This window comes from Phytobacter cepae (assembly GCF_054165735.1).
In genome coordinates this window covers 2,751,780-2,777,735 of sequence record NZ_CM135107.1, presented here as the reverse complement: position 1 = coordinate 2,777,735, position 25,956 = coordinate 2,751,780, and the positions used below count along the sequence as shown (strand labels likewise).

Annotated in this window: 22 protein-coding genes and 1 pseudogene; 10 read left to right on the top strand and 13 right to left on the bottom strand. The window is 54.8% G+C overall.

Going from position 1 to position 25,956, the window contains the following annotated elements; translation table 11 throughout:
• Positions 1-119 precede the first annotated feature (119 nt).
• The 3 genes from ACUY4Q_RS12875 to ynaL all read left to right on the top strand — a co-directional run bounded on the left by ACUY4Q_RS12875 (position 120) and on the right by ynaL (position 2,858).
• The gene (locus tag ACUY4Q_RS12875; RefSeq protein ID WP_458043159.1) at positions 120-1,316 is read left to right on the top strand and encodes a methyl-accepting chemotaxis protein; all 1,197 of its coding nucleotides are present in this window, start codon (positions 120-122) and stop codon (positions 1,314-1,316) included.
• A 136-nt stretch (positions 1,317-1,452) separates the two neighbouring features.
• The gene (zntB, locus tag ACUY4Q_RS12870; protein WP_458043158.1) at positions 1,453-2,436 is read left to right on the top strand and encodes a zinc transporter ZntB; all 984 of its coding nucleotides are present in this window, start codon (positions 1,453-1,455) and stop codon (positions 2,434-2,436) included.
• Between the two features lie 275 nt (positions 2,437-2,711).
• Positions 2,712-2,858: a proline-rich small protein YnaL gene (gene ynaL, locus ACUY4Q_RS12865; protein WP_458043157.1), complete on the top strand. Its 147-nt coding sequence runs from the start codon at positions 2,712-2,714 to the stop codon at positions 2,856-2,858.
• A gap of 30 nt (positions 2,859-2,888) precedes the next feature.
• Here the strand turns inward: ynaL and ttcA are convergent, their stop codons facing one another.
• From ttcA to ACUY4Q_RS12845, 4 genes and pseudogenes are all read right to left on the bottom strand, one after another.
• On the bottom strand, positions 2,889-3,824 hold the full coding sequence (gene ttcA / locus ACUY4Q_RS12860) for a tRNA 2-thiocytidine(32) synthetase TtcA (RefSeq protein ID WP_458043156.1): 936 nt from the start codon (positions 3,822-3,824) through the stop codon (positions 2,889-2,891).
• Between the two features lie 95 nt (positions 3,825-3,919).
• A pseudogene (locus ACUY4Q_RS12855) lies at positions 3,920-4,035 on the bottom strand (hypothetical protein); the annotation flags it as partial.
• Between the two features lie 238 nt (positions 4,036-4,273).
• A complete protein-coding gene (locus ACUY4Q_RS12850; protein ID WP_458043155.1) occupies positions 4,274-4,369 on the bottom strand; it encodes a YoaK family small membrane protein in 96 nt (31 codons plus the stop codon).
• 122 nt (positions 4,370-4,491) lie between these two features.
• The gene (locus tag ACUY4Q_RS12845) at positions 4,492-5,121 is read right to left on the bottom strand and encodes an NADPH-dependent F420 reductase (RefSeq protein WP_458043154.1); all 630 of its coding nucleotides are present in this window, start codon (positions 5,119-5,121) and stop codon (positions 4,492-4,494) included.
• Positions 5,122-5,225: 104 nt separating this feature from the next.
• On the opposite strand from ACUY4Q_RS12845, the gene ACUY4Q_RS12840 reads away from it, so the two are divergent.
• Positions 5,226-6,149, top strand: a complete 924-nt coding sequence (locus ACUY4Q_RS12840) for a LysR substrate-binding domain-containing protein (protein WP_458043153.1) — start codon at positions 5,226-5,228, stop codon at positions 6,147-6,149.
• A 273-nt stretch (positions 6,150-6,422) separates the two neighbouring features.
• Here ACUY4Q_RS12840 and ACUY4Q_RS12835 read toward each other — a convergent pair whose 3' ends face one another.
• Together ACUY4Q_RS12835 and nifJ are read right to left on the bottom strand one after the other, a co-directional pair.
• Positions 6,423-6,635, bottom strand: coding sequence for a KTSC domain-containing protein (locus ACUY4Q_RS12835; protein ID WP_458043152.1), 213 nt, complete (start codon positions 6,633-6,635; stop codon positions 6,423-6,425).
• Between the two features lie 122 nt (positions 6,636-6,757).
• Positions 6,758-10,282, bottom strand: a complete 3,525-nt coding sequence (gene nifJ, locus ACUY4Q_RS12830; protein WP_458043151.1) for a pyruvate:ferredoxin (flavodoxin) oxidoreductase — start codon at positions 10,280-10,282, stop codon at positions 6,758-6,760.
• A 456-nt stretch (positions 10,283-10,738) separates the two neighbouring features.
• Between nifJ and ACUY4Q_RS12825 the strand changes: the two genes are divergently transcribed.
• Both ACUY4Q_RS12825 and ACUY4Q_RS12820 read left to right on the top strand, forming a co-directional pair.
• Positions 10,739-10,957, top strand: a complete 219-nt coding sequence (locus tag ACUY4Q_RS12825; RefSeq protein ID WP_458043150.1) for a hypothetical protein — start codon at positions 10,739-10,741, stop codon at positions 10,955-10,957.
• A 215-nt stretch (positions 10,958-11,172) separates the two neighbouring features.
• Complete coding sequence (locus ACUY4Q_RS12820; RefSeq protein ID WP_458043149.1) at positions 11,173-11,439, top strand: putative hemolysin; 267 nt, start codon at positions 11,173-11,175, stop codon at positions 11,437-11,439.
• On the opposite strand, the gene hslJ is transcribed toward ACUY4Q_RS12820, so the two are convergent.
• A complete protein-coding gene (gene hslJ, locus ACUY4Q_RS12815) occupies positions 11,433-11,861 on the bottom strand; it encodes a heat shock protein HslJ (RefSeq protein ID WP_458043148.1) in 429 nt (142 codons plus the stop codon). The two genes, ACUY4Q_RS12820 and hslJ, sit on opposite strands and share 7 nt — an antisense overlap.
• Positions 11,862-11,971: 110 nt before the next feature.
• On the bottom strand, positions 11,972-12,961 hold the full coding sequence (locus tag ACUY4Q_RS12810) for a 2-hydroxyacid dehydrogenase (RefSeq protein WP_458043147.1): 990 nt from the start codon (positions 12,959-12,961) through the stop codon (positions 11,972-11,974).
• Between the two features lie 208 nt (positions 12,962-13,169).
• On the opposite strand from ACUY4Q_RS12810, the gene ACUY4Q_RS12805 reads away from it, so the two are divergent.
• Genes ACUY4Q_RS12805 through ACUY4Q_RS12795 form a run of 3 tightly spaced genes read left to right on the top strand, consistent with a single transcriptional unit; the run spans position 13,170 to position 16,475 of the window.
• A complete protein-coding gene (locus tag ACUY4Q_RS12805; protein ID WP_458043146.1) occupies positions 13,170-15,812 on the top strand; it encodes a YdbH family protein in 2,643 nt (880 codons plus the stop codon).
• Positions 15,809-15,985, top strand: a complete 177-nt coding sequence (locus ACUY4Q_RS12800) for a YnbE family lipoprotein (protein WP_458043145.1) — start codon at positions 15,809-15,811, stop codon at positions 15,983-15,985. Before ACUY4Q_RS12805 ends, ACUY4Q_RS12800 begins: the two co-directional genes overlap by 4 nt.
• A gap of 49 nt (positions 15,986-16,034) precedes the next feature.
• Positions 16,035-16,475, top strand: coding sequence for a GFA family protein (locus ACUY4Q_RS12795; protein ID WP_458043144.1), 441 nt, complete (start codon positions 16,035-16,037; stop codon positions 16,473-16,475).
• A 35-nt stretch (positions 16,476-16,510) separates the two neighbouring features.
• Here the strand turns inward: ACUY4Q_RS12795 and azoR are convergent, their stop codons facing one another.
• A complete protein-coding gene (gene azoR, locus ACUY4Q_RS12790; protein WP_458043143.1) occupies positions 16,511-17,116 on the bottom strand; it encodes an FMN-dependent NADH-azoreductase in 606 nt (201 codons plus the stop codon).
• 202 nt (positions 17,117-17,318) lie between these two features.
• Between azoR and hrpA the strand changes: the two genes are divergently transcribed.
• Complete coding sequence (gene hrpA, locus ACUY4Q_RS12785; protein ID WP_458047335.1) at positions 17,319-21,221, top strand: ATP-dependent RNA helicase HrpA; 3,903 nt, start codon at positions 17,319-17,321, stop codon at positions 21,219-21,221.
• A gap of 42 nt (positions 21,222-21,263) precedes the next feature.
• Here the strand turns inward: hrpA and ACUY4Q_RS12780 are convergent, their stop codons facing one another.
• Genes ACUY4Q_RS12780 through ACUY4Q_RS12765 form a run of 4 tightly spaced genes read right to left on the bottom strand, consistent with a single transcriptional unit; the run spans position 21,264 to position 25,828 of the window.
• The gene (locus ACUY4Q_RS12780; RefSeq protein WP_458043142.1) at positions 21,264-22,637 is read right to left on the bottom strand and encodes an efflux transporter outer membrane subunit; all 1,374 of its coding nucleotides are present in this window, start codon (positions 22,635-22,637) and stop codon (positions 21,264-21,266) included.
• Positions 22,634-23,716: an HlyD family secretion protein gene (locus tag ACUY4Q_RS12775; protein WP_458043141.1), complete on the bottom strand. Its 1,083-nt coding sequence runs from the start codon at positions 23,714-23,716 to the stop codon at positions 22,634-22,636. The genes ACUY4Q_RS12780 and ACUY4Q_RS12775 overlap by 4 nt, the downstream gene beginning before the upstream one ends.
• 28 nt (positions 23,717-23,744) lie before the next feature.
• Complete coding sequence (locus ACUY4Q_RS12770; RefSeq protein WP_458043140.1) at positions 23,745-25,397, bottom strand: MFS transporter; 1,653 nt, start codon at positions 25,395-25,397, stop codon at positions 23,745-23,747.
• Positions 25,397-25,828 (bottom strand): MarR family winged helix-turn-helix transcriptional regulator, encoded by a 432-nt coding sequence (locus tag ACUY4Q_RS12765; protein WP_458043139.1) that lies wholly within the window; start codon positions 25,826-25,828, stop codon positions 25,397-25,399. The genes ACUY4Q_RS12770 and ACUY4Q_RS12765 overlap by 1 nt, the downstream gene beginning before the upstream one ends.
• Positions 25,829-25,956 lie beyond the last annotated feature (128 nt).

The following is a 25,956-nucleotide window of genomic DNA, read 5'->3' as shown; positions in this document are numbered from 1 at the left end:
TTAAGTTAAACTATAAGGTGGTTACTCTGAACATCTGTGGTGCTTAATTTGAGGGTGTAAAAGTGCATTTCGAATGCTATAAGAATATTACCCCCTGAAGTTGTATCGTCGGTGTCGCTATGCTTAAAAATATTAGTGTAAGAACTTTTATTATATTATTCCTGTCGTGCTCTTTTTTAATCGCCGATGCCCTAGTGATCGTTGTCGCAAAAAACATGGTGTTAACCGTAACCTTGACGTTCTTTTTACTCGCAACGCTTGGATTACTTTGGCTCTATATGACCTGGTATTTAGTGACGCCGATTAATACGGTTAAAAAGAGCATTGAAGAAGTCACCGCAGGCAATCTCTCCATTACCATCCCGGTTTTCGGTAACAACTGCGCAGGACGACTTATCCCCGGCATCAATGGCCTGTCTAGCAGCATCGCCACGCTGGTGGGCGAAATTCGTTCTTCGTCTCAAACTGCTCTGGATCTTTCTGATGAGCTGGCATCCCGTAGCGGTGAACTGTCCGTTAAAACTGAAGAGCAGTCCGCGGCGCTGGTGCAGACGGCGGCGAGCATGGAGCAGATGGCCAGCAGTACGAAAAACAATGCGGAGAACACCCGTCTAGCCAGTACGCGTGCAAGTGATGCCAGTACCAGCGCACGTAAAGGAGGAAATCTGATGGGGCAGGTGGCGCAGAACATGCAATCAATCACCGATTGCGCCAATCAGATGACGGAAATCATCGCCATTATTGACGGTATCGCATTCCAGACCAATATCCTGGCGCTGAACGCGGCCGTTGAAGCCGCGCGTGCCGGCGATCACGGAAAAGGATTCTCGGTCGTTGCCGGAGAAGTGCGCAGCCTGGCTCACCGCAGTGCGGAAGCGGCAAAAAATATCAAATCCCTGATTGCTGTCACGACGGATAACGTGACGCAGGGCGCGACCGTCGTGTCTGAAGCCGAGAAAAACATGCAGGAGATTGTCTCCGGTGCGAGTGTGGTAAGTAAACTCATGGATGAAATTGCGGTGTCGACCCAGGAACAGGAGAAGGGCATTTCGCAGATAACCCTTGCTCTGTCCGAACTGGAAAAAGTCACCCAAAGTAACGTCAGTATGGTTGATGAACTGGCGGGCTCATCAGATATTCTCAAAAATCAGGTGATCGAGCTGCAACAGCGAACCAGCAAATTCCGCCTTGCCGGGCAGTCTGAGGTAAAACCTGCCGTCTCTCGTTCGCCAATGCACAGCAGTCAGGAAAAGCGCCATTCTCGTGTCGTGAGACCCGTGCTGCGTAATCAGGAAAACTACTGGCACTCCTTCTGATGCTTTATGAGAGACCCGTAAACTGGCCCGCACTGCGGGCCTTTTTTACATTTGTTAACGAATTCAGCAAGATGGTTGATTAACGCGCCCGGAGAGCTAGACTGACAGCAACGCTTGAGTTGATTGTGGAGTCTGTGTGGAAGCGATTAAAGGGTCAGATATCAATATCCCCGACGCGGTGTATGCGTGGCAATTGGATGGAAAAGGGGGCGTTAAGCCACTTGAGACTGAAGACGTTGTGGATGCCCAGCACCCCTGCTGGTTACATCTGAACTATACGAGCCCGGAAAGCGCACATTGGCTGGAAACCACGCCTTTGTTGCCGAATGCGGTACGCAATGCCCTGGCCGGAGAAAGCCTGCGCCCTCGCGTCACGCGGATGGGTGAGGGGACCTTAATTACGCTGCGTTGCATCAACGGCAGTACCGATGAGCGCCCGGACCAGTTGGTGGCAGTTCGCTTGTATATGGATGAACGACTCATCATTTCCACCCGGCAGCGTAAAGTGCTGGCGTTGGATGATATTGTCTCTGACTTGCAGGAGGGTACCGGCCCAACCGACTGTGGCGGCTGGCTGGTGGATGTGTGCGACGCGCTCACCGATCATGCCAGTGAGTTTATAGAAGAACTGCACGATAAAATTATTGATCTCGAGGATAACCTGCTGGATCAGGAAATCCCCCCGCGCGGCTTTCTGGCTTTACTGCGTAAGCAACTGATTGTGATGCGGCGTTATATGGCTCCGCAACGGGATGTCTTTGCCCGTCTGGCCAGCGAACGTCTTCCCTGGATGAGTGATGACCAGCGTCGACGGATGCAGGATATTGCCGACAGGTTAGGCCGCGGTCTCGACGAGATTGATTCCTGTATCGCCCGCACGGCCGTTATGACCGATGAGATAACCCAGGTGATGCAGGAGTCACTTTCACGCAGAACCTACACGATGTCTTTGATGGCAATGGTCTTTTTGCCCAGTACCTTTCTGACAGGCCTTTTTGGCGTGAATCTCGGCGGCATCCCCGGGGGGGAATACCGGTTTGGTTTCTCGGTCTTCTGCATAATGTTGGTGGTTTTGATCGGGGGTGTTGCCTGGTGGTTGCATCGTAGTAAATGGCTGTAAAATTTCATTTTTTTAACAATAAATGAACATAAAATCGCGGTTTAAATTGAGCCATATCAATATACGTCCTGCCTGGAACAGGCAATATTCATCTCGCAGGTGAATGCAACGTCAAGCGATGGGCGTTGCGCTCCATATTGTCTTACTTCCTTTTTTGAATTACTGCATAGCACAATTGATTCGTACGACGCCGACTTAGAATAGTCGGCTTTTTTTTGCCTCTTATTTAGCCCGGACTACCCTTAAAGGACGGCTACCCATTACCGGAGGCAACTATGTGGATGCATACCCGACTGACGATGAGCGACCCGGTCCCCACCGATCCTGTTCCGATTCCCGACCCTATTCCCCGGCCACAACCGCTACCCGATCCGCCTGACCCGGACCCACGTCCGATTATTGATCCACCGCCGCATCGCTAAAAAAAAGCCCTCGTATTCGAGGGCTTTCACCTATTTGATTTCCAGAATGTCCAGTCGACTGGCGCTAAAGTCGCCGTCGTCTTCATCCGGCTGCCAGCCTGCTGGTCGGAGAGGTAGCTCTTCACGGTCAAATGCGAGATCGCCGCCGTCCACGACTTCCGCGCCATGCTTAATGCCTTTGAAGTCAAACAGGCTGGTATCGCTTAAGTGCGACGGCACCACGTTTTGCATAGCGCTGAACATGGTCTCGATGCGGCCTGGATAACGCTTATCCCAGTCACGCAGCATGTCGCCAATGACCTGACGCTGGAGGTTAGGCTGCGAGCCACACAGGTTACACGGAATAATTGGATAACCTTTGGCCTCGGCAAAGCGCTCAATGTCTTTTTCACGGCAGTAGGCCAGCGGACGAATGACAATGTGCTTCCCGTCATCGCTCATCAGCTTTGGTGGCATGCCTTTCATTTTCCCGCCGTAGAACATGTTCAGGAACAGGGTCTGCAGAATATCATCGCGGTGGTGGCCGAGGGCAATTTTGGTTGCGCCCAGTTCGCTTGCCGTACGGTAAAGAATGCCGCGACGCAGACGGGAACACAGCGAGCAGGTGGTTTTGCCCTCCGGGATTTTATCTTTAACGATGCCGTAGGTATTCTCCTCGACAATCTTATACTCCACCCCGATAGATTCCAGATAGGCAGGGAGAATGTGCTCCGGGAAACCAGGCTGTTTCTGATCAAGGTTGACCGCGACCAGGCTGAAGTTGATCGGCGCGCTCTGCTGCAGGTTGCGCAAAATATCCAGCATGGTAAAGCTGTCTTTGCCACCCGAGAGGCAAACCATGATGCGGTCGCCTTCTTCAATCATCGAAAAGTCGGCAATGGCCTCGCCGACGTTACGGCGCAGACGCTTCTGAAGTTTATTCAGGTTATACTGTTCTTTTTTAGTAGTTTCTTGATTTTGCGACATTTATTCTTTACTCAATAATCAAATAGGGCACGTTTGGAGCCAGGCGCGCTGACGGTTCGATCTCCCGAACTTCACTTTCATTCACGCATCCCTTTGCCCCTCTGATTAGCAATATAAGACGGGTTAGCGCTTGCGGACAAAACCGACATGCGAAAGTGTGCCGTGTATGGTACGGATTGCGGCGACGAATGCCAGCACGTTTTACGGCAGACCGTCATTGCGCGCCCAAAAGCCGACATAGTGGCGCGTTTACAGCGCTAAGAAAAACGTGTTCCCATGAATATTGAAGCATGGCGAAATGAGAGGTGTCTCACCGTCCCGTTTGCTTTAATGACATTGTTACAGGCGGGACGATATGAAATGTCAGCGTTACCAGAGGAATGGCGTTGTGACATGTGGACGGGTAAATAAACCGACGGGCCGGTGCCCTAATTAAGCCACCCTGGCCTTCAGCCCGGGTTCGCATAGCCACCGACGACAAACCAGGTCAGAAATGCGACGGCAACGATAAAGACTAAAATCGGGAAGGCAATGCCAATTCTCATGCGATCTGGGTTCCTGGCGGGTTGAAAATACACGGATACTCCTTTTATACGAATTATTCACAAACCGCCAGCAACTTATTGTCCATCGCTCACTAAGACTCTCGCCCGTGTGGCGTTCGTGATTATCCCCGCTGTGACACAGACAGTGTCTCTTCCAGTTCACGCTTTGTCATGCGTACACAGTAAGCAGGCATGCCGCGTTCAAAACGCCATCCTTCCGCCAACGCACCGGCGTCCACGACATCAAAGCCAAATGCGTCGTAAAGGGTGGTTGCTATCCGCTTACCTTCGATATCATCTCCCGCGAGCGGCAGGGCGCGTCGGTTAGCAACGCCTTGCGGGAGCCCATCACTCTCCAGTTGGGTCATCGGGATGGCATTAAATGCTTTGGTCACTCTGACAGTTCCCAGCGTCTGTGCCACGAGTTCACTGGTGGTGGTCTGCCGTGTATCAAGAATCTCAATGTGGCCGTCTCGGTCCGGGTAGTAATTGACGGCATCCAGCAGTGGTTTACCCTGAAGTTCGGCCTTTGGTAGCGCGTCAATCGCGGTCAAGGGGACCGCGATCACCACAAGCTCGCCAAAACGCGCGGCCTCCAGGGCCGTACCGGTTTCACAACCCAACATAGGTTTAAGGCTAAACAGGGTGTTTGGGCTTCGTGAGTTGCTGAGCATAACCTCATGTCCTGCGCCGATGGCCAATTTCGCAATAGCGCGCCCAACAAAACCCGCCCCCAGGATTCCAATTTTCATCTTTGACACCTCAATAATTAACAGCCGGACTCCACTTTAATTCTCCCCTTCAGGAAGATAAATCGTATGATTGTGGAATGAAAAACAACGGTGGGTTGTGAATAGTGGATAAGCTCTCTGGCATGAAAGTTTTCGTTAAGGCAGCAGAATTGGGCTCGTTTGCCGCTGTGGCGGACGCGCTAGCGATGTCGCCACAAATGGTCGCTAAACATATTGCTGCGCTGGAGTCCCGTTTGGGCACGTCGCTGATTAATCGTACTACCCGCAGACAAAATCTCACCGATATTGGCCGCAGCTATTATGAACGCTGTCGGGCAATCCTGGCCGAAGTCGACGAGGCGGATGCGATTGTCACGAACATGAAGGCGACACCTTCAGGGATCATTCGTGTTAATGCCCCGGTGACGTTTGGCTCTCACACGCTGTCGCCTTTTATCACCCGTTATCTGGGGCACTACCCGGAGGTTCAGGTGGATTTGACGCTAAGCGATCGTATTGTCGATCCCATTGAAGAAGATTTTGAGGTCATCATCCGTATTGGTGAACTGGCGGATAGCGGCATGGTAGCCTGGCCCCTCGCCCCGTATCGACTCATTGCCTGTGCATCGCCTACCTATATTGAACGTTATGGCATGCCGGAACGTGCCGCTGACCTTCATCAACATGCCTGTCTGGTTTATGGGCACTGGTCTGCATCTATCTCTTGTCGGTGGCTGTTTTATAAAAACGGTAAAAAAGAAGAAGTCAGACCAGAAGGTCGCTTTCGTTCAAATGACTGGAAGGCGCTTATGCAGGCCGCCATCGAAGGTTACGGTGTCACGTTAGGTCCGACGGATGTGCTTAATCACGAGATTGAAAAAGGCACGCTGGTCCGTGTCCTGCCGGATTACGAAGGGCCATCAAGACCGATGCATGTCATGGTGCCGACGGCAAAAAAACAGACGGTTAAAATACAGTGTTTTATTCATGCCCTAAGAAAAGCGTTTGGGCCAGAGTCAGTCAGGGAAAGTGGCATCGCCGCTACGTGAGTACATAACATAACGGCTTAGTGTCAGGCGTGTCAGGCTCTGCGATTAGTCAGCACCAGGCTAAATTTCTTCCACTCCTGGCTGTCGCGTTTGCGTTGCAGGCTCCAGTGAATCTGCATCGTGCGGCGGTTTCTGCTTTGCTTCATGCGGTTGTCTCACATAGTAAGGGGGGCGGGCAGAAAGGTTATATAGTCTGCCTGCCAGCAGTGTCGCGCAGAAGTTTTACCTTTTTATAGCAGTAGGATGACAGAAAGAAGATGAGGGAGACTGCGCTCAGGCCACTTTCTTTGCGAGGTATTTGCCTTTTACCACACCGTCGTAATAGCGGCCTTTTGACACCACGGTCAGAAACACGGTGAAAATGCGTGGCGGTACGTTGTGGTATTGCCAGGTGCTTTTATCATGAAAACGGATTTCCAGCACACGGGTGCTTTCCTCATAGCCGACAGAGGCAATACGTGATGATTTTACAGGATGGTGTCGCATGATGAGTGTCCTTTACAGCCCGGCGCGAGGAATAATTATCATCCACTAAGAAAGTGGGTGCTGGCAAGCGTTACAGGCATAAAAAAGCCTGCAAAGATGCAGGCTTTTATCAATGTATCTTATTATTCTGCCGAACTTTTTTCCGCTTTTCCGGCCATCTGTGCGAGGAAGTCGTACCGTTTTTGCAGATCGGCGGCGGCATCTTTCCATAACTGCTCAGCCACCTCCGGCTGCTGTGCATTCAGCCGACGGAAGCGCTGTTCATTTAGCAGTGTATCAGCCAGCGCATCGGACGGCGGGCGAGAGTCCAGCGCCAGCGGCAGTTTCCCTTCCTCTTCCCGGCGCGGATCGTAGCGATACAGCGGCCAGAAGCCGGTTGCTGTTAATTGGCGCATCTGATCGTGGCTTAATGCCAGGTCGTAACCATGCTCTTCACACGGGCTGTAGGCGATGATCAGCGATGGTCCAGGGTAGGCCTCCGCTTCCTGGATCGCTTTCACCGTCTGGTTGAGCTGGGCGCCCAGCGAAATCTGCGCCACATAAACATGACCGTACATCATCATGCTCACGCCAAGATCCTTCCGCGCTTTGCGCTTGCCATGTTCACCAAACTTAGTGACGGCGCCGAGCGGCGTAGCTTTTGACGCCTGTCCACCGGTATTGGAATAACACTGGGTGTCGAGCACCAGAATATTGACGTTTTCGGTCAGACTGAGCACATGGTCAAGCCCACCGAAGCCAATATCATAGGCCCAGCCGTCACCGCCAATAAGCCAGATGGATTTCTCCACCAGCGCATCAGCGTCGGTGAGCAGCTCTTTCGCCTCTTCCACGCCTGCCAGATGCTGGCGCAGAGCGGCAACCTGTTCGCGGCGCACATCCGGCGTGGCCTCCGCGTGCAGTGCTTCATTGAGCGGGGTCGGGATGCGGTCAGCGAACTGTGATAACAGGCGCATCACGCGTTTACGATGCTGATCGACGGTCAAACGGAAGCCGAGACCGAATTCAGCGTTATCTTCAAACAGCGAATTCGCCCATGCCGGACCGCGACCGTTGATATCGGTGGTGTAGGGCGTTGACGGCAGGTTGCCGCCGTAAATCGACGAACACCCGGTCGCATTGGCGATTAACATGCGGTCGCCATACAGCTGGGTCAACAGCTTGATGTACGGTGTTTCACCGCAGCCAGAGCAGGCACCGGAATACTCAAACAACGGGCTGATAAGCTGAGAGGTACGGATGTCGATACGCTCCAGGGCGTTGCGGTCGATTTCCGGAAGGTTCAGGAAGAAGTCGTAATTCACTTTCTCTTCTTCGACATGCTCAAGGCGTGACATCATATTGATCGCTTTAATGTCCGGGTTCTGCCGGTCTTTCGCCGGGCAGACCTCCACGCACAGATTGCATCCGGTGCAATCCTCCGGCGCGACCTGAAGGACGTATTTCTGGCCACGCATATCACGGGCTTTCACATCCAGCGAATGCAGGCTGGCGGGGGCGGCTGCCATGGCCTCCGGTTGAACGACCTTCGCGCGGATCGCCGAGTGCGGACAGGCTGCCACGCAGTGGTTGCATTGCGTGCAAAGCGCTTCTTTCCAGATAGGGATCGCTTCGGCAATATTGCGTTTCTCCCAGCGCGTAGTGCCGACAGGCCAGGTGCCATCCGGCGGCAGGGCAGAAACCGGTAGAGCATCGCCGAGGCCAGCCAGCATCGCGGCGGTCACGGTCTTCACGAAATCCGGCGCGGCGTCAGACACCACCGGAGGACGTTGTGCGCTGGCGGCATTTACCGGCTGCAGCGGCACTTCAAAGAGTGACTCACGGGCCATTGCCAGCGCCTGCCAGTTACGTTCGACCAGCTCCTGCCCTTTACTGCTGTAGCTTTTTGCAATCGCGCCCTGAAGCGCTGGCAGGGCGCTGTCACCCGGCAGGATATGGGTCAGATGGAAGAATGCCATCTGCATAACGGTATTAATGCGCGCGCCCAGCGCGCATTCACGGGCGATTTTCGCGGCATTAATCACGTAGAAGTGGGCGTGTTTCTGATTCAGCGCCGCCTGCACCTCCTGCGGCAGACGATCCCAGACTTCGTCCGCGCTGTAGGGGGTGTTAAGGAGGAAAATACCGCCGGGCTTCAGCCTTTCTGCCATCTCGTATTTGTCGATGAACTGCAGCTGATGACAGCCGACAAAATCGGCCTGCGAAACCAGATAAGCCGAGTTAATCGGATGCTCACTGACGCGCAGGTGTGAAACGGTCAGCCCGCCGGCCTTTTTCGAATCGTAGACAAAATAACCCTGCGCATACCACGGCGTCGAGTTACCGATGATCTTGATGTTGTTCTTGGTCGCCGACACGCTGCCGTCGCTGCCCAATCCGTAAAACAGGGCTTCAAGTTTGGCACGAGACGGCAGGGTATTTTCCGGCAGCGGCAACGACAGGTTAGTCACGTCGTCGTAAATGCCGACGGTGAAGCGTGGCTTCGGTTTCACAGCACGCAATTCGTTGAAGACCGCCAGGACGCATTCCGGGCCAAACTCTTTGGACGAAAGGCCATAACGACCACCAATGACGCGGGGCAGCGTTTCACGTTCGCCCTGGTTAAAGGCTTCTGCCAGCGCGGTCATCACGTCAAGATAGAGCGGCTCGGCCAGCGCGCCGGGCTCTTTAGTTCGGTCAAGCACGGCCACGGTTTTGGCGGTTTCAGGCAGCACCGACAGCAGATGGTGCGCGCTGAAAGGACGGAACAGCCGCACTTTAAGCACGCCCACTTTCTCACCGCGCGTCAGCAGTTCATCAACCACCTCTTCACAAGTGCCAATCGCTGAGCCCATCAGCACAATCACCCGATCGGCCTGCGGGTGTCCATAATACTCAAAGGGTTTGTACCGACGGCCCGTGACGCTGGCAAAGTCATCCATCGCCTGCTCAACGTGGTCATACACCGCGTTGTACCAGGGGTTAGTGGCTTCACGAGACTGAAAGTAGGTGTCCGGGTTGGCTGACGTACCCCGAATCACCGGATGCTCCGGGTTCAGCGCGCGGGCGCGGTGGGCGTCAATCTCTGCCTGCGGCAGCAGCGTGCGGATTGTGTCGTCCGACAGCGGGGCAATCTTGTTGATTTCGTGCGAGGTGCGGAAACCATCAAAGAAATGAATAAAGGGCACCCGACTCTTGAGGGTTGCGATGTGGGAGATAAGGGCAAAATCCTGCGCTTCCTGCACGCTTCCGGCACCGAGCATGGCACAACCGGTCTGGCGGATAGCCATCACGTCCGAGTGGTCGCCAAAAATAGATAACGCGTGGGTGGCGACGGTACGTGCGGCCACATGCAGGACAAACGGCGTCAACTGACCGGCCAGTTTGTACAGCGTCGGGATCATCAGCAGCAGACCCTGCGACGACGTGAACGAGGTTGAGAGGGCGCCGGTTTGCAACGCGCCATGGACGGCAGCAATAGCGCCGGCTTCGGACTGCATCTCGACGACGCGAGGCGAGTCACCCCAGACGTTTAACAGCCCGTTGCCAGCCCAGGCGTCAGCCTGCTCAGCCATCGTGGAACTCGGCGTAATGGGGTAAATGGCGATAACTTCACTGGCACGGAACGCAACGGATGCGACTGCACCATTACCGTCAGTAGTAATCATAATGTACTCTCATTGCTCAACGAAAAATTCGCGTGGACGCTGTTTGCCCGGTGGATGCGGGTTTGACGCAACCGCAACCGCAACCGCTTTCTCGTTTTAAGTCGGGCAAATCAGCAGGGTTCATAATCACCACTGCACCGTACAGGGCGTGGCAGCATTACTTTTCAGTATAGACAGCCCGTGCTCAGCGGTTTTTGATCTCATGGTAGTCGCTGGTATTTATCCGTCTGGTAAATGTATTTCGCGCGCCTTCGAAATCACCTAAGTGGTATCCCTGTACCATACCGCAGAAAGAATGACGGCATTTTTCCGTATGTAGCACTCGCTGATGGTTTGCGCTTTCGTTAAGTAATTGTCTGAAACTACGCCAAAAATAGTCCTAAAAGATGCCATTGTCGGTTTTCTCACCGTTACGGTTGTTATAGTTGAGCGGCCATAACTAAAACGGAAGGGACAATGCCATTAAAAACATTTCAGGCGTATGCCGAACATATGAAAAAAGTCGTTGAAGATGAGCGGGATGAATGTGTGGTTGAAAAGAAAATGGTGCTGACCGCGGCGGCGGCCATCGAAGAGTTGGTAAACGTCGTCCTCGAACAGGAAACGGCGCTCATCGAAGACAAAGCTATCATCGAAGAGCTTCAGCAGGATATCGCTGAAAATAAACAGCGCTAAAAGGTGATTGTGGCTGCCGGAAGGCAGCTTTTTCATTTCTGCTTTCTCCCTCCTGCCATCAAGCGACAGCAGCAACCTGGACTGGTCGTTGCGCCTTTGCGGTAAAAATCGCATCAAAATGTTGCTAAAGCGCATAAAGGTGCGTCGAGGCTCTCGACGTAGCGAAAAGCGCTGCCTATGATGCATAGGTTTTGCTAAATCAAGGGGGATAAGAGATGCGTTCAGCGTTTTGGGTGGGATGTGCCGCGTTATTACTTTCAGCATGCAGCAACGAGCCGGTTCAACAAGCTACCGCCGCGCATGTGGCACCCGGCTTAAAGGCAGCGATGTCCAGCGGGGGGGAAGCCAACTGTGCAATGATCGGGGGAGCGTTATCTATTGCGCGCCAGCTAGATGGCACGGCCGTGGGGATGTGCGCGTTGCCCAACGGCAAACGGTGCAGTGAACAGTCGCTTGCCGCCGGAACCTGCGGAAGTTACTGAGTCTCTGCCGCCAGTTTATAAATCAATGTCTGGTCTGCTGTTGTCAGCGTAAGCTGGCTGTCAGTGAGGTCTACCTGCGCGCCTGAATTAAGCAGCGTGCCGATTGTGCTATCCAGCGTATTGCGCTGCGCCTCCGCACACATCATGCGCGTCATCGCCATGTTCTTCACGGTCAGCTTACCTTCAGAGAGTTTGCCCTGACCGCTGAAGCTATTACACATGTGGCCGGAGACCTTCATCTCATTATCAAAACGAATATCTGCCGGATGTTCACCTGGCGGCACCGCCTGCCCATTGACGGTTTCCAGCACAAAACGGTGTCCGGTCAGTTGCTCAGCTTTCACCGAAACATTATTTGCGCCGCTGCGTACACAGCCTGTCAGCAGCACGCTTAAGGCCACCAGGGTAATGATTTTCTTCATTTCGTCCTCAAAGACTTTTCTATTTTAACGGCGCGATTTTAACAGGCGGAGCGGGGATGTCATCGGGGATTTTCTGAAACGGCCCCCCTCAGACGAGGGAGGCCGACAGATTAAAACAGGGCGTTGGGACAGCTTTCGCCGCGCTCCAGCTGGCGCAGGTTCTCAAGTGTGGTCTCAGAAATACTGATTAGCGCCTCTGCGGTCAGGAAGGCCTGGTGACCGGTAAACAGCACATTGTGACAAGCTGACAGACGACGGAAGATATCATCCTGGATAACGTCGTTGGATTTGTCTTCGAAAAACAGGTCACGTTCATTCTCGTAGACGTCCATGCCCAGCGCACCGATTTTCTGATGTTTCAGCGCGTCAATGGCGGCCTGAGAGTCGACCAGCCCACCGCGACTGGTGTTAATGATCATCACGCCGTCTTTCATCTGTTCAAACGCGGTCTGGTTCAACAGATGATAGTTTTCCGGCGTCAGCGGGCAGTGCAGGGAGATAACATCTGACTCCGAAAACAGGGTCGTGAGATCGACATACTCCACGCCCAGCTCCAGCGCTGCGGCACTCGGGTAGGGATCAAATGCCAACAGGCGCATGCCAAAGCCTTTCAGAATGCGCAGGGCAGCCACGCCAATTTTACCGGTGCCAATCACCCCGGCGGTTTTACCGTACATCGTAAAACCGGTAAGTCCTTCCAGGGAGAAGTTCGCGTCACGCGTACGCTGATAGGCACGGTGAATTCGGCGGTTAAGGGCCATCATCATGCCGATAGCATGTTCGGCAACGGCTTCCGGGGAGTAGGCGGGGACACGCACCACCTGCAGGCCCAGCTCTTTTGCGGCGTCGAGATCCACGTTGTTAAAGCCTGCACAGCGCAGGGCGATAAATTTAACGCCATGTTTTTTCAGCTCTTCGAGCACCGGGCGGCTACCATCGTCATTGACGAAAATGCATACGCCTTCGCAGCCGTTAGCCGTTTTTGCTGTCTTTTCGGTGAGCAGAAAGTCGAAAAATTCAAGCTCGAAGCCAAACTTCTCATTCACGTGCTGCAAATACTTTTTATCGTATTGCTTTGTGCTGTATACCGCGAGTTTCATAAGACTTTCTCCATCAGATTTATATCCACATTAGCATGATTCAAATTATCATGTAAATTATAAAAATTATTTTATAAACAGAGACATATACTTCATTCTAAAGCATCTACGCTTAAAGCGGGCAGTAACTTTTTTTGCCAGGCTAAACATGCAACAATAACGGACAGAATCGGCTTAATCATATGCAAAATCAGGATATTAACTGCCCATGAAGGGTAAATATAAAGCCGCACTCGCGCTAATACTGCTTTTTATACTGCTGCCACTGACGCTGCTCATGACCCTGGCATATTGGGTTCCGACGCTGGCGGGTATCTGGTTGCCGGTGGGGACCCGTATCGCGTTCGAGGAGCCCCCGCGTGTTACCCGCCATGCCCTGCTGATCCCGGATCTGCACTATCTGATTGACGACTGTCCGCTGGCCTTAATCAAGGGTGCCGCACTGACGCATCCCAGCCGTTGGAAGCTGGATATTAACTCGTTGGATATCAACCCCACCTGCCTGAACAAACTGCCGGAAAAGGAATCTTCCCCCGCCGCACCAAAGACGCTGGCCGAATGGCAATCCATGCTGCCCAAAACCTGGGTCACCATCTCCCGTTTTACCGTTTCGCCCTGGCAGGAGTGGCAAGGTGAAATTTCACTCGCACTCTCTAAAGCGCATCAGGAACTGCGTTATCACGGTGAGCGAGTCTCTCTCAGTGCAAAACTGCGCGGCCAGTTACTGACGATTGAGCAGATGCAACTGACGCTATTTGAAAACCGACCGCCCATAATGCTGGGGGGCGAATTCACCTTACCCAGAGTACCCGAGGGCGTACCGGTAAACGGGCATGCGCAAACCACCTTAACGCTGCCAGGCAATCCTGAGGTGGTCGACGCCGACATCGACTGGCGCGACAACGAAGGGCAACTGATTGTGATGGCGCGGGACAATCCGGACCCCATCCTCGACCTGCCCTGGCAGGCGACGCCTGAGCGATTAACCATCAGTGATGGACGCTGGAACTGGCCTTATCAGGGGTTTCCGCTGAGCGGGCGCGTTGGCATACGCATTGATGATTGGCAAAAAGGGCTGCAAAACGCAGTGATAACCGGGCGGCTGAACGTATTAACGCAGGGCCAAGCTGGCAAGGGTAACGCCGTGCTGAACATCGGCCCTGGCCGACTCAACCTGGCGGATACGCCTATGCCACTGCAACTGACCGGCGAGGCCAAGCAGGGCGAGATGACCTTCTATGCCGTTCTGCCAGCGGTACTCACCGGGGACTTAAGCGATCCGCAACTCGCCTTTACACCCGGCGCGCTGCTGCGTTCACGGGGGCGCGTCATTGATGACCTTAACATTGATGAGATCCGCTGGCCGTTGGCCGGGGTGAAAGTGACCCAGCGCGGCGTTGACGGCCGATTACAGGCGATATTACGCGCCCATGAAAACAGCATGGGGGACTTCACCCTGCATCTCGACGGTCGGGCGCAGGACTTTGTACCGGACAAGGGCGTGTGGCAATGGCGCTACTGGGGCGACGGTAACTTTACGCCTATGAATGCGCGCTGGGATGTGGCCGGGCGAGGGGAATGGCGTGACAGGACCATCGAACTCAATGAACTCTCGACAGGCTTTGACCAGTTGCAATACGGCACGATGCATGTCAGTACGCCACGTTTGGTACTCAATGAGCCCGTACGCTGGTTACGTGACGATGACCATCCTTTCTTCGGCGGCGCACTCACCCTGGACGCTGGGCAGACCACCTTTAGCGGCGGCAGCGTGCTTCCGCCGTCGACCCTTGCGTTTAGCGTGCAGGGAAGCGAACCGACGGTGTTCCAGTTTAAAGGCGATCTTCACGCCGAAAAAATTGGCCCGGTTCGGGTAAACGGGCGTTGGGATGGGGAACGTTTACGCGGGCAGGCATGGTGGCCGCGGCAGTCGCTGACCGTGTTTCAGCCGCTGGTGCCTCCCGAGTTGAAAATGAACCTGCTGGGCGGGGATATGTATGCGCAGGTGGCCTTTTCGGCAGCGGCCGGACAGGGTTTTGAGGCGGGCGGACATGGCGTGTTGCGTGGCGGAAGCCTCTGGATGCCGGACAACCAACTCTCCGGCGTCGATTTTGTGCTGCCGTTCCGCTACCACGAAGGTATCTGGCAGCTTGGTACCCGCAGACCGGTTTCTTTGCGTATTGGCGAGGTCGTCAACCAGGTGACGGCAAAAAATATTGCTGCGGATCTGCAAGGGAGTTACCCCTGGAGCGAGGAGAATCTGCTTCAGTTGAGCGATGTCAGCATTGATGTGCTCGGAGGCAAAGTGACCCTGAGCCAGCTACGTCTGCCGCAGCACGATCCGGCGCTGCTGCGGTTACAGAACATCTCGTCAAGTGAACTCATCAGCGCCATCAACCCCAAACAGTTTGCGATGTCCGGGCCTTTTGATGGCGCACTGCCGCTCTGGCTGGACGACAATAATGACTGGATTATCAAAGATGGCTGGCTGCACAATCCCGGCCCCATGACCCTGCGCGTAGATAAAGATACCGTCGATGCGCTGGTAAAAGACAATGTGGCGGCAGGTTCAGCCATCAACTGGCTACGCTATATGGAAATTTCACGCTCATGGACAACACTGAATCTGGACAAAAAGGGCGTACTGAAAATGCAGGCGGCGATAAAAGGCACCAGTGTTGTTGAAGGCAAGAGCAATGCTGTCAACCTGAACTATTCCCATGAAGAGAATGTCTTTGCATTGTGGCGTAGCCTGCGGTTTGGCGACAACCTTCAGTCGCTGCTAAAACAGAACGTCACATTGCCCAGGGCGCCCTGTGCAAATGGAAAAGTGTGTGAGGAAAAACAATGAAAATTCTGCCAGGGATAGTGATGACCATGACGCTGGCGGCCTGCACGCCGCGTATCGAAGTGGCGGCACCGAAAGAGCCGATCACCATCAATATGAATGTGAAGATTGAACACGATATTAATATTAAAGCAGATAAAGACGTAGAGACGCTGCTGGAAAGGCAGAATCACTAAGTCGTCTTGCGCGATTACAGTGCTCACCCGTTCAACAGGAAATCAGACCATGACCTCAATCGTTACCCCGGAACGTGTCAATGCGCAGTGCCATTGCGGTGCGGTGGCCTTTACCGTGCAACTGAGCGATGGCTTTAACACCCGTCGTCGCTGTAACTGCTCTTTTTGCCGCATGCGTGGCGTGGTCACGGTCTCTGCTCCACTCTCCGGTATCACCGTGGTGCGTGGGCAGGATAAACTCACCGAGTACCGTTTTAATACCGGTGCGGCGGCGCACTATTTCTGCTCTGTTTGTGGGATCTACACCTTCCATCAGCGGCGTTCTAACCCGGATCAATATGGCGTTAACGTGGCCTGCATTGAAAATGTCTCGCCTTTTGATTTCCCCTGCGTCGAGGTGACCGATGGCGTTAATCATCCTAAAGACGGGGCGAGTCTGGGTGTGGTGGGGTATTTGCGTTACGAGGACGTGAAAGCGGGCAAAAACTAAATTCCCCTCCCGCCGAGGCGGAAGGGGGAGAAAACTTAGGCAGCGACCAGACTGTCGATAGCGGCTTTTGCGTCGGTAGTTGCCTGAGTAGCGACTTCCGGGCCGTAAGCGATACCTTCTGCAAACACGAAGTTTACGTCGGTGATGCCGATAAAGCCCAGGAACAGTTTCAGGTACGGCGCAACCAGGTCGCTCGGGGTATCTTTATGAATGCCACCGCGGCTGGAGACGATAACAACACGTTTACCGGTGACCAGACCTTCCGGGCCTTTCTCGGTATAACGGAAGGTCACGCCAGCGCGAGCCACCAGGTCGAAGTAGTTTTTCAACTGCGTCGGGATGTTGAAGTTGTACATCGGGGCATTGATGACGATGACGTCATGGGCATTCAGTTCGGCGATGAGTTCGTCGGACAGAGACAGCGCTTCCTGCTGACGCGGGGTCAACGGCGCGTCAGACGGACGCAGTGCACCGACCAGTTCGCCATCCAGTACCGGGATGGGGTTAGCAGCCAGGTCGCGAACGGTAATTTCATCAGCTACGTGTTTTGCTTTCCACTGATCGACAAAATAGTCAGCCAACTGACCAGACTGCGAGTACCCTGCCAGAATACTGGATTTAAGCACTAATACTTTGCTCATGGGTGTATCCTTATTATTTGAAATGGGGGCGTGCCCCCTGTTGTTAGGTGACACTCTATTCACAAAACTGCTGCGTGAATAGCGCAATATATCGAATCCTATGTTCGAATTTCTTGAACAAGAAATGAAATTACGCGTTGTGGTATTCTACGCCCATTCCCATAAAGAGACGTTTTCCGGCAGTGCTCTGCCCGTTAAGATTATGACAGAACAACAGAAATTGACCCTCGCCGATCTTCACCGTCAGCTTGATGCGCTTATGCAACGTGACAGGCAGCGCTTTGCTCGCCGTCTGCAGGGCGTGAAGAAGGTTAAAAATCCTGAATCACAAAGGGCTGTCCTGGAGACGATGCACCGGGAGATGGCCGAAGCGGCACAGAAAGTTCTGCTGCGTGAGGCGTCTCGTCCGGCCATAACCTACCCTGAGAATCTACCGGTTAGCCAGAAGAAGCAGGACATTCTCCAGGCCGTTCGCGACAACCAGGTGGTGATCGTCGCCGGCGAGACCGGTTCCGGTAAAACCACCCAGTTGCCGAAAATATGTATGGAACTGGGGCGCGGAGTGAAAGGGCTGATTGGCCACACCCAGCCACGCCGACTGGCGGCGCGTACCGTGGCGAACCGTATTGCCGAAGAGCTGCAAACGGAACCGGGCGGCTGCATCGGCTATAAAGTGCGATTCAGCGACCACGTCAGCGACAACACCCTGGTTAAGTTGATGACCGACGGTATCCTGCTGGCGGAAATCCAGCAGGACCGACTGTTGATGCAGTACGACACCATCATCATCGATGAAGCGCACGAACGCAGCCTGAACATCGATTTTCTGCTCGGCTACCTGAAAGAACTGCTGCCGCGCCGCCCGGATCTCAAAATCATCATCACCTCAGCGACTATCGATCCGCAACGCTTCTCACGTCATTTTGATAATGCGCCGATTATCGAAGTCTCAGGTCGGACCTACCCGGTTGAAGTCCGTTATCGTCCGATAGTGGAAGAGGCGGATGACACCGATCGCGACCAGTTGCAGGCGATTTTTGATGCGGTAGATGAACTGGGCCGTGAAGCGCCGGGTGACATCCTGATTTTCATGAGCGGCGAGCGTGAAATCCGCGACACCGCCGATGCGCTCAACAAGCTTAATTTGCGCCATACCGAGGTGCTGCCGCTGTATGCGCGCCTCTCCAACAGCGAGCAGAACCGCGTGTTTCAGTCCCACAGCGGGCGGCGCATCGTGTTGGCCACCAACGTCGCAGAAACCTCCCTGACCGTGCCGGGTATTAAATACGTCATTGATCCTGGGACTGCGCGCATCAGTCGCTACAGCTACCGCACCAAAGTGCAGCGCCTGCCGATTGAGCCGGTTTCTCAGGCGTCGGCGAACCAGCGTAAAGGGCGCTGCGGTCGTGTGTCTGAAGGGATCTGTATTCGTCTCTATTCGGAAGACGATTTCCTGTCGCGCCCGGAATTTACCGACCCGGAAATTCTGCGCACCAACCTGGCCTCGGTTATTTTGCAGATGACCGCGCTGGATTTGGGCGACATCGGTGCTTTTCCTTTCGTTGAAGCGCCGGATAAGCGCAATATTCAGGACGGCGTGCGCCTACTGGAAGAGTTAGGGGCCATCACCACTGACGAGCAGCAAACGGCGTATAAACTGACGAACCAGGGCCGCCAACTGAGCCAGTTGCCGGTCGATCCGCGTTTGGCACGGATGGTGCTCGAAGCGCAGAAACATGGCTGCGTGCGTGAAGCGATGATCATCACTTCCGCGCTGTCGATTCAGGATCCGCGTGAGCGTCCCATGGACAAACAGCAGGCGTCTGATGAAAAACATCGTCGCTTCCATGACAAAGAGTCGGACTTCCTGGCCTTCGTCAACCTGTGGAACTACCTCGGCGAGCAGCAAAAAGCGTTGTCCTCCAATGCGTTCCGTCGCCAGTGCCGCGTGGACTATCTGAACTATCTGCGCGTGCGCGAATGGCAGGATATCTACACCCAGCTACGCCAGGTGGTGAAAGAGCTGGGCATTCCGGTCAACAGCGAACCCGCAGCGTACCGCGAAATTCACGTCTCCCTGCTGACCGGCCTGTTGTCGCATATCGGGATGAAAGATACCGATAAGCAGGAGTTTACCGGTGCGCGTAATGCCCGATTCTCCATCTTCCCGGGATCTGGCTTATTCAAAAAACCACCCAAATGGACGATTGTCGCCGAACTGGTGGAGACCAGCCGTCTCTGGGGCCGTATCGCAGCCCGCATCGATCCCGAATGGGTCGAGCCGGTAGCGCAGCATCTGATCAAGCGTTCCTACAGTGAGCCGCACTGGGAACGGTCGCAGGGTGCGGTGATGGCGACGGAAAAGGTGACCGTTTATGGTCTGCCGATCGTGGCAGCCCGTAGCGTAAATTACAGCCAGATTGATCCGGCGCTTTGCCGCGAGCTGTTTATTCGCCACGCGCTGGTGGAAGGCGACTGGCAGACGCGCCACGCTTTCTTCCGCGACAACCTCAAACTGCGGGCGGAAGTCGAAGAGCTGGAGCACAAATCCCGTCGGCGTGACATTCTGGTCGACGACGAGGCGCTGTTTGAGTTTTACGACCAGCGCATCAGTCACGATGTGATTTCTGCCCGCCATTTCGATAGCTGGTGGAAAACCGTCAGCCGCGAGACGCCGGATCTGCTCAATTTTGAAAAGAGCATGCTCATCAAAGAGGGCGCAGAGAAAATCAGCAAACTGGATTACCCGAACTTTTGGCACCAGGGCAATCTTAAGCTGCGTCTGAGCTACCAGTTTGAACCGGGCACCGATGCGGACGGGGTGACGGTCCATATTCCGTTGCCCCTGTTAAATCAGGTGGAAGAGGCCGGGTTTGAATGGCAAATTCCAGGCCTGCGCCGTGAACTGGTGATTGCGCTTATCAAGTCATTACCGAAACCCGTGCGACGTAACTTTGTGCCTGCCCCCAACTATGCGGAGGCCTTTTTGGGCCGGGTGACCCCCCTTGAGCTGCCATTACTGGACTCGCTTGAGCGTGAATTACGCCGCATGACCGGCAACAGCATTGATCGGGAAGACTGGCACTGGGATCAGGTCCCCGATCACCTGAAAATTTCGTTCCGCGTGGTGGATGAAAAGAACAAGAAGCTGCAGGAAGGCCGGGACCTGACGGCGCTGAAAAATGCGCTGAAAGGCAAGGTGCAGGAAACCCTCTCCGCAGTAGCCGATGACGGCATCGAACAGAGCGGATTGCACATCTGGAGTTTTGGCCAGCTTCCTGAAAGCTACGAGCAAAAGCGCGGCAACTACAAGGTGAAAGCCTGGCCTGCGCTGGTAGATGAACGCGACAGCGTCGCCATCAAATTGTTTGATAATCCGCTGGAGCAACAGCAGGCGATGTGGCGCGGTCTGCGGCGTTTACTGCTGCTCAATATTCCGTCGCCTATCAAGTATCTGCATGAGAAGCTGCCGAACAAGGCCAAGCTGGGCCTCTACTTTAACCCGTACGGCAAAGTGCTGGACCTGATTGACGACTGTATCTCCTGCGGCGTCGACAAACTGATTGACGAAGCGGGCGGGCCGGTCTGGACAGAAGAAGGTTTTGCGAAGCTGCATGAGAAAGTCCGCGCGGAGTTGAACGAAACCGTGGTGGTGATTGCAAAACAGGTCGAGCAGATCCTGACGGCAGTGTTTAGCATCAATAAACGGCTGAAAGGGCGCGTGGATATGACCATGGCGCTGGGGCTGTCGGATGTTAAAGCGCAAATGGCCGGTCTGGTTTATCGCGGCTTTGTCACCGGCAACGGTTTCCGCCGTCTCGGCGATACGCTGCGTTACCTGCAGGCCATTGAAAAACGGTTGGAAAAAATGGCCGTCGATCCGCACCGCGACAGAGCGCAGATGCTGAAAGTGGAGCAGGTACAGCAGGCCTGGCAGCAGTGGCTCAATAAACTGCCGCCGGCGCGTCGTGAAGACGAAGACGTGCAGGCTATCCGCTGGATGATAGAGGAGCTGCGCGTCAGCTTCTTCGCGCAGCAACTGGGAACACCGTTCCCGGTATCTGATAAGCGTGTATTGCAGGCGATGGAACAGATTGTCGTGTGAGCATCAGGCCCGGTGAGCAACACTTACCGGGCCACTTTGCCGCTACGGGTTCCAGCCGCCGCCCAACGCCTTGTACAAATCAATTTGTGCCACTAACAGATTCCCCTTCGCCTGCACCACGCTAAGCTGCGCTGAAAACAGCGTACGCCGTGCATCCAGCTCATCGATATACGAGGAGTACCCGTTACGGTACCGATTCTGGGCAATGCGCAACGTTTCCTGAGCGACCGTGGCCTGCGCCTGTAATTCGCTTAACTGTTCCTGCAAACGGATGATGGCATCGAGGCTGTCATTCACTTCTTTGAACGCATTTCTTACCGTCTTTTCATAGGTATAGAGCGCCTGATTGCGTTGTGACGCTGTCACGTCTACCTGTGCATTCAATGCCTGTCGGTTAAGCAACGGCGCTAAAATACTGCCCCCCACGCTCCACAACTGGAGTGGATTATCCAGCAGGCCAGGTAGCGTGCGATCCTGTACGCTACCCGTTGCCGTGAGATTAAGGGACGGCAGCAGACTGGCACGGGCTGAGGCCAGCGTCGCATCGGCAGCAATCAACTGCTGCTCCGCCTGGGCAATATCCGGGCGGCGATTCAGCAGTGAAGAGGGCAGTGAAGAAGGGAGCGTCAACGGGGTGAGCGCGTCCAGTCCCTGGGTGCGGGCAACGTTACCGGGATTAGCCCCGAGCAGCAGGCTCAGCGCATTTTCCTGCTGATTAATCTGATGGCGTAATCCTGGGATTTGTGCCCGGGTGGCGCGCACTTCAGAATCGGACTGCATCAGTTCCAGGCGTGAGCTGTAGCCCGTTTCAAACTGCCGCTGCGCCAGCTTAAGGGCTTCCTCTCGTGCCTCCAGCGTCGATTGCGTCACGCTTAATTGATCGTCGAGCGATAACAGTGTGATGTAGCCGGAGGCGACAGAAGACGCGACGGTAAGATCGGCCGCCGCTGCCGCGGCTTTTTGTGCGGCTAATGAAGCCCGTGCGGCATCGGCGGTACTGCGGTTAACGCCCCAGATGTCCACATCATAGCTGGCGGTCAGGCTACCTTTGTATAGCGTGCTGTAAACCGGCAGCCCGGTGGCGGCGGATTGCGAACGGGCGCGCGTACCGTTGAGACCGGCATCCAGTGACGGGAAAATACTCCCTTCTGCGCCATAGACCCGCGCCTGGTATTCATTCACCCGTTCGCGGGCAATCAACACATCACTGTTAAAGCGCAAGGCTTGGTCCACGTACGCGTTCAGGGCGTTATCGTGAAAGCGCCGCCACCACACTTTTTCGACGGGACTGTCAGGACCGGTGGCCGAACGCCAGGCCGCGGGGATCTGCAGCGAAGGTTTGGCGGGCTTAACGTCAACGGACTGGCAGCCTGCCAGCGCCAGACAGAGGGCAACCGCGAGGGGGCGAACGATCATTGCGCGTTCTCCCGGGTATCGATTTTCACCTGTACCGACATCCCCGGTCGCAGGCGGGCGACCTCTTCTGCTTTGCCTTCAACCTGGATGCGTACCGGGATACGCTGGGCGATTTTAACGAAGTTGCCGGTGGCGTTATCCGGCGATATGGCACTGAATTCCACTCCGGTTGCCGGCGAAATGCTCTCAACCCGGCCCCTGAACGCCTGACCGTCCAGCGCGTCGACGGTGAAATGGACCGGCTGACCGATACGCAGATTCGCCAGTTGGGTCTCTTTAATATTGGCAATCACCCAGTGTTGAGCGGGCACCAGGGTGGTGAGATGCGTTCCGGCTGAAACATAGGCCCCCAACCTGACGCTGATTTGCCCCAGTTGGCCGTCGCGCGGGGCGACGATGCGGGTGTTTTGCAGGTCAATTTCCGCCAGCTCCAGTGCGGCTTTGGCATTCTCGACGTCGGCTTCCAGCGAAGCGCGATTTACGATTGTGGTTTGCAGGTCCTGTTTCGACATCTCCAGCGTGGCCTGCGCCTGGGCAATACTCGCGCTGCCCTGAGCGGCGGTCGCCAGGGCGGCATCCCGTTCACGGATCGAGAGAGAACCGTCTGAAGTCAGGGCTTTGACGCGTTTCAGGTCCGCTTGTGATTGCTGATTCTGCGCTTTACTGCTGGCCAGCGCCGCTTCGTTACGTTTAATCACCGCTTCGGCGCTTTTTCGCTGCTGGATATTGTTGTTCAGCGCCGCGATTTTCATCGCCAGCTGCGCCTGGGCCTGATGCACTTTCTGACGATAAATGCGGTCGTCGATCTGCATAATCAGATCGCCCTTCTTAACCTGCACAAAGTCCTGCACCGGCACCTCAGTGATGTAACCATTCACCTGAGGGCTGATAAATGTGGTCAGCCCCCGAACATAGGCGTTGTCGGTGAACTGGGTGTGGCGGGTAAAGGGCGGCAATTGCCAGGCGTAAAGTATGACTAATACCCCAACGATGCCGATCGCGGCAGCGGCAAAAATCGATACAATGCGCAGGTTACTGCGGGTGTTGGCCCGCTCTTTGGCGGCGTCCTGCTGACTCATAGTTGCTCCAGTAAAAAATTCACGCGTGTCACTTTGTTCCCGTTGCCCGACGCAGGGCGATGCGCGCAGTAATGCGCAAACGCAGCAGTCGCCAGAGGATCCATACCAAAGTGGCGGCAGCCACCGAGGCGGTTAAAAGATAAGTATCGTTGTAAGCCAGAATATTCGCTTCCAGCGTGCTGGCGTTTTGCAACTGGAGGACCGCCTGTGTATTGAGCAACGTACTGTCGCCAATCATGTTCTGATAAAGCTGGTTGTAGGCCTGCAGGCGCTCATTGACGGCAGGATTGAGCGTGGTCAGTTGTTCGGCCAGGTGTGCGGAGTGGTATTTCTCCCGCCAGGTCTGGAAAGTACCGAGAATAGCCGACCCTAACAGGCCCCCAATATTCTGGCTCATACCAAATAAGACAGAGAAGCTCACGAGGTTACGCGGATCGGCGACCACGCCACCGATGCCTGCCAGCATCGCAGGGGCGAGGAAAAAGGCGCTGCCGAAACCGAGCAAGAACTGGCTGACCATGAGCTGGTCTGGCCGCGTGAGGCTGGTGGACTGGCTGTCCATCAAGGAGGCGATAATCATCAGCAACAGGGCCGTGATGATAGGCCACGCCAGCCGCTGGGGTTTAATGGTAAGGCAGCTTGCCGTGATACCGCAGACGATGCCGGCAAGAATCGACCAGGCCAGGTGCGTCATCTGTTCGTTCTGTAACCCCACGTACTGCAACCAACCGTAAACCCCGGTGTTCTGCTCCGCGAGGACGATGCGGATGAGCAGCATGATCAGCCCAAGGCGCATTATGCTGCCGCTGGAGAGCCAACGGGTATTGAGCAGAGGGTTGCTGCGGTTATGTTCAAAGACAATGGCGCTCACGATAAGCACCAGCGACAGTGACAGCGACCAGCCAATCCACGGGGCTTCGAACCACCAGTACAGGCGACCAAATGAGAGCACCGCGCACAACAGCGCCATGCCGGGCGCGAGCAGAAAAAAGGTAATAAAGTCTTTCTTCTCAAATACTTTTTTGCGATCGCCAGGCGGCAGCTTCAGACAAATGACGCAGGCGAGCGAAATCAGTGCCAGCCCTAGTTCAAAGAAGTAGAGTCCACGCCACTCCTCCAACTGCAGTAACTCGGTTGAGAAGAGACGGGCAATCGGGATTGCAAGGGAAGAACCGGTTATCCCTATAGTTAATGCTTTCAATCGATGCTTAGCGGGCCACGCCTGAATCTGGTAATAAATACCCAGCGAACTCAGTGCCGCCGCCACCATGCCGTGAGCGGCACGGACGAGGATGGCAGAACTCAAATCGTTCACGAACAGGTGAAAAAAAGTGACCAGCACATAGAGCACCAGAAAACCTTCGGTAAACGCACGCAGGCCAAACTGCTGGCGAAACTTTACCAACAGCAGGTTGATGGAGACGTTGGTCATCACGTAAACCGCGGGAAGCCAGGCGATTTCGGTGGACCAGGCCGCAAAGGTACCCTGCAGATTTTGCAGGTTTGCAGTCACCATCGCATTCCCCAGTGCGCCAGTCATGCACACCAGCAGGCCAACGATGCCATAGGCTATGCGGCGAGGGGTGCTATGAAACGGGGTCGAAGGGGAGCCGAGCAGCATCGGCTTTTCGTGGGGCGCCCATTCACGGGGGGCGTAAGGATCGTTTTTCGGCTGGCGCATTACTTCCTCTCGACCTCGCGTAACAACTTTTCCAGCACCTGACGTGTCTGCGCCTGCTCTTCAGGGGTGATTACGGACAGGATCTCCTCACGCAGATCGTCGGCGACCGTTTTGACCTGATGATATAACGCCATCCCCTGTGCGGTTGCCACCAGCAGGCGTTTACGTTTGTCCTGCTCGGTTAATACGCGTTGAACCAGTTGTTGGCTGACCAGCCGATTGATTAACGGCACCAGAGTGGCATTTTCCACACCCAACTCCTGCGCCAGTTCGCTTTGCGAAAGCGGGGTATCGTGACGGGCGATTGCGGCAACCGCTACCCAACTCGCCTGACTCATTCCCAGGCCCTTCAGGCGGCGGTCTACGGCCAGTCGCCAGTGATGCGCCGTTAAATACAATAAATGGGAAAAGGTGAGATCGCGGTGTTCCATACATTTTTCTAATAGATAGTTAGAGCTCTAACGAGTTTACCGTTAGCGCCGTGAATAATTCAAGTGTATTAGAGGACCGCAATTTTGGTGGGAAAAGAGGACGCATAGCGAAGTTGCTATGGCTTCGC

Excerpts from the sequence above, each read along its gene's own strand:
- ACUY4Q_RS12800 (WP_458043145.1), top strand. The coding sequence starts at position 15,809 with ATGAAAATTCTGCCAGGGATAGTGATGACCATGACGCTGGCGGCCTGC.
- ACUY4Q_RS12775 (WP_458043141.1), bottom strand. The coding sequence starts at position 23,716 with ATGAGTCAGCAGGACGCCGCCAAAGAGCGGGCCAACACCCGCAGTAAC.
- ynaL (WP_458043157.1), top strand. The coding sequence starts at position 2,712 with ATGTGGATGCATACCCGACTGACGATGAGCGACCCGGTCCCCACCGAT.
- ttcA (WP_458043156.1), bottom strand. The coding sequence starts at position 3,824 with ATGTCGCAAAATCAAGAAACTACTAAAAAAGAACAGTATAACCTGAAT.
- ACUY4Q_RS12795 (WP_458043144.1), top strand. The coding sequence starts at position 16,035 with ATGACCTCAATCGTTACCCCGGAACGTGTCAATGCGCAGTGCCATTGC.
- ACUY4Q_RS12810 (WP_458043147.1), bottom strand. The coding sequence starts at position 12,961 with ATGAAACTCGCGGTATACAGCACAAAGCAATACGATAAAAAGTATTTG.
- ACUY4Q_RS12820 (WP_458043149.1), top strand. The coding sequence starts at position 11,173 with ATGCGTTCAGCGTTTTGGGTGGGATGTGCCGCGTTATTACTTTCAGCA.
- hrpA (WP_458047335.1), top strand. The coding sequence starts at position 17,319 with ATGACAGAACAACAGAAATTGACCCTCGCCGATCTTCACCGTCAGCTT.
- ACUY4Q_RS12835 (WP_458043152.1), bottom strand. The coding sequence starts at position 6,635 with ATGCGACACCATCCTGTAAAATCATCACGTATTGCCTCTGTCGGCTAT.
- azoR (WP_458043143.1), bottom strand. The coding sequence starts at position 17,116 with ATGAGCAAAGTATTAGTGCTTAAATCCAGTATTCTGGCAGGGTACTCG.
- nifJ (WP_458043151.1), bottom strand. The coding sequence starts at position 10,282 with ATGATTACTACTGACGGTAATGGTGCAGTCGCATCCGTTGCGTTCCGT.
- hslJ (WP_458043148.1), bottom strand. The coding sequence starts at position 11,861 with ATGAAGAAAATCATTACCCTGGTGGCCTTAAGCGTGCTGCTGACAGGC.
- ACUY4Q_RS12825 (WP_458043150.1), top strand. The coding sequence starts at position 10,739 with ATGCCATTAAAAACATTTCAGGCGTATGCCGAACATATGAAAAAAGTC.
- ACUY4Q_RS12875 (WP_458043159.1), top strand. The coding sequence starts at position 120 with ATGCTTAAAAATATTAGTGTAAGAACTTTTATTATATTATTCCTGTCG.
- ACUY4Q_RS12850 (WP_458043155.1), bottom strand. The coding sequence starts at position 4,369 with ATGAGAATTGGCATTGCCTTCCCGATTTTAGTCTTTATCGTTGCCGTC.
- ACUY4Q_RS12770 (WP_458043140.1), bottom strand. The coding sequence starts at position 25,397 with ATGCGCCAGCCGAAAAACGATCCTTACGCCCCCCGTGAATGGGCGCCC.
- ACUY4Q_RS12780 (WP_458043142.1), bottom strand. The coding sequence starts at position 22,637 with ATGATCGTTCGCCCCCTCGCGGTTGCCCTCTGTCTGGCGCTGGCAGGC.
- ACUY4Q_RS12805 (WP_458043146.1), top strand. The coding sequence starts at position 13,170 with ATGAAGGGTAAATATAAAGCCGCACTCGCGCTAATACTGCTTTTTATA.
- ACUY4Q_RS12845 (WP_458043154.1), bottom strand. The coding sequence starts at position 5,121 with ATGAAAATTGGAATCCTGGGGGCGGGTTTTGTTGGGCGCGCTATTGCG.
- ACUY4Q_RS12765 (WP_458043139.1), bottom strand. The coding sequence starts at position 25,828 with ATGGAACACCGCGATCTCACCTTTTCCCATTTATTGTATTTAACGGCG.